The organism is Synechococcus sp. R55.8 (assembly GCF_047461895.1).
Classification (GTDB): domain Bacteria; phylum Cyanobacteriota; class Cyanobacteriia; order Thermostichales; family Thermostichaceae; genus Thermostichus.
In genome coordinates this window covers 1-2,426 of sequence record NZ_JANSIB010000161.1, presented here as the reverse complement: position 1 = coordinate 2,426, position 2,426 = coordinate 1, and the positions used below count along the sequence as shown (strand labels likewise).

General features: G+C 58.8%; 2 protein-coding genes. Both read right to left on the bottom strand.

The genetic code is table 11. From position 1 onward, the window contains the following. Nucleotides 1-90: 90 nt before the first annotated feature. Nucleotides 91-1,005 (bottom strand): alpha/beta fold hydrolase, encoded by a 915-nt coding sequence (locus tag NW829_RS12060; RefSeq protein WP_414417177.1) that lies wholly within the window; start codon nucleotides 1,003-1,005, stop codon nucleotides 91-93. Nucleotides 1,006-1,189: 184 nt separating this feature from the next. Next, nucleotides 1,190-2,140 carry a LysR substrate-binding domain-containing protein gene (locus tag NW829_RS12055; protein ID WP_414383566.1) on the bottom strand — a complete coding sequence of 317 codons (951 nt, stop codon included), beginning with the start codon at nucleotides 2,138-2,140 and terminating at the stop codon, nucleotides 1,190-1,192. Between the last annotated feature and the right edge of the window lie 286 nt (nucleotides 2,141-2,426).

Below are 2,426 nucleotides of genomic sequence, written 5' to 3'. Positions count from 1 at the left end.
GCGTTCCCCTTGGGCGGCGCTCCGTCGCCTATCGGGCATCGCCATCTGGCAAGCGGCATTCCTCTCTCGGCCATACGCTACAGCCCCAGCTCAAAGCCCGCATTGTGCGGAAAGGGCTGTGTCGAGAAATTCCCGGATCAGGGGCAGCACCTGTTCCCCATGCAAGGCAGGGATGGCGTGGCCGGCCCCGGCCAGGATCTTGAGCTGAGCCCCAGGGATCCCTTCGGCATAGGTTTGGCAGTGCCAGAGGGGAATGGTGTCGTCCTGTTCGGCGGCGATCACCAGGGTGGGGGCCTGAATGTGTTGGAGATAACGTTCAACCGTATCGACGGCAGCTTGCGGGCGCAGACGTTGTCGAAGAAATTGCCGAGCGACCGGCTGCTGACGCAGGGATCCCCGCAACCACAAGAGCTGGGCCAGCTTGTCTTCCCAATGCCACCAGCGGGCCAGCGGAGCGATCGCCCGCAACAGCCAATCCACCCAAGCGCTTTCCCAGAGCAAGGGCCGCAAATGGTTGTAGCGTCTCACAAAGCTGTCGTCGCGGATCCCGGCAGGAGCCAACAAAACCAACCCCCGCAGCGGATACCGTACTGCATAGGCCGCTGCCACCCATCCCCCAAAGGAATGGCCCACCAAAACCGGAGCAGGTAGGCCCAGCCTTTGGACAAATCCGCGCACAAACTCCACTTCTGCAGCGATGTCGTAGTGCAAGGCCGGTTGGCCGGACTGCCCGAACCCCAGTAAATCCAAGGCAATGCAGCGATATTCGTCTCCCAACCCTTGCATCAGCGGCCACCAGTTGGCATGAGTGGCCATAAAGCCATGCAGAAACAGCAGTGGGATCCCTTTTCCCCACTCTCGATAGGCAGCCCAACAGGACTCTGCCCCTGCGATGCTCAGCCCTTTCAATTCCACCCTGTGCAGCGGGATCCCTTGAACGCGGGCCTGTAACTCCGCCAAGCGCTGGGCCAGGGGGAGTCGTTCCAACAGCGTTTGCCTGGTCATCGGCTTGGGGTCAGTAGACACAGACAGATTCAGCAGATGCAGTTTCTTCCGGAGCAGCATTGGCTACAGCGAATGCACCTATACGGAAATATCTCTCGTATCTCTTTGAACAGGGATCCTGCTCAATCCACCGGAATCTACCTGGGATCCCATCAACTCGGAAAAGGCCGTAACGCATCGCAACTTAGCCGATCAACTGCAAATGGGGCGGGGGAGTTTTCAGCCAGTCTTGGCGGGTCAGCAGCCCTTGGAGGAAGCGGGTGGCTGCCTGCGATTGATAGCGCTCCGGGTTAAAAGCCAGCCAGAGGGTACGCCGTATCTGTAGCCCTTCCACCGCCAGCTTCCGGAACCGCCCCTGTTCCACATCGGATCCCACTGCCACCATGGACAGAAAGGCCACCCCCAAACCCGCCTGGACGGCATTTTTGATCGCCTCAATCGAGCTGAGTTCCAGCCGCACGTTCAATTGGGCCGGGTTAATGCCGTGGCGGTTCAGCACCCGATCGATGGTTTGCCGAGTGGAAGACTGGGGATCCAAGGTGATGAAGGGCAAAGCCAGCAGATCCACAAGAGCCGGAGAGTCGATGGCACACCCGGGAGCACCGACCAACACATATTCATCTTCCGCCAGAGCCATCACCTTCAAGTGCCGCTGCAGCTCAAAGGGGATCTCCCCGCCAACAATGGCCACGTCCAACTGGCCGTCCACCAACTTCTGGGCAATTCGCCGCGTGGATTGCACCAAGAGCTGTACGGAAATTTGTGGATAGCGGCGGTGATATTGGGCGATCAAAGAAGGCATTACATAGGTGCCCACCGTTTGGCTGGCCCCCAAAACCAGATGCCCCCGCTCCATTTCTTGCAAATCCGCCAGCGCCTCGATGGTTTCACGGCACAGCTTGAGGATGCGCTCGCTGTACTGCAGCAGCACTTTCCCGGCATCCGTCAGCTCCACCTTGCGCCCACTGCGGTCGAACAGCACCACTCCCAACTGTCGCTCCAGGTTCTGTACTTGCAAGCTGACGGCAGGCTGGGAGACAAACAGGCTATCGGCAGCACGGCGAAAACTACCCTGCTGGGCAATTGCCCGCACGATGAGGAGCTGATCTAGAGTAAACGGCAACTCATCCGCCATAGGGAACTCCAAACCCCACAGTGGGATCCCTTACGTTTCCCTGAAAAGCTGGGCAGCCCGCGTTTGGAAACCCACACGAGATCATCATAAACAAGGGAGAAATCCCAAGAGAGCAGCTCAACCCTTTCCCGGCAGCTCGGCTCTGGGGGGTGACCAGCCAAGAGTGGAGAGGAGAGCTCAGAATCTTCGGGCTGTTGCTCTGCCATTCGGAGCAGCTATGCCCACAATACCTACCTGATACATTTACGCTGAACACTGCTGAACATCACTGTTCAACTATGCAGCG

What these genes read in the sequence shown, in the direction of transcription:
- NW829_RS12055 (WP_414383566.1), bottom strand. Translation starts at nt 2,140, where the DNA reads ATGGCGGATGAGTTGCCGTTTACTCTAGATCAGCTCCTCATCGTGCGG.
- NW829_RS12060 (WP_414417177.1), bottom strand. Translation starts at nt 1,005, where the DNA reads ATGACCAGGCAAACGCTGTTGGAACGACTCCCCCTGGCCCAGCGCTTG.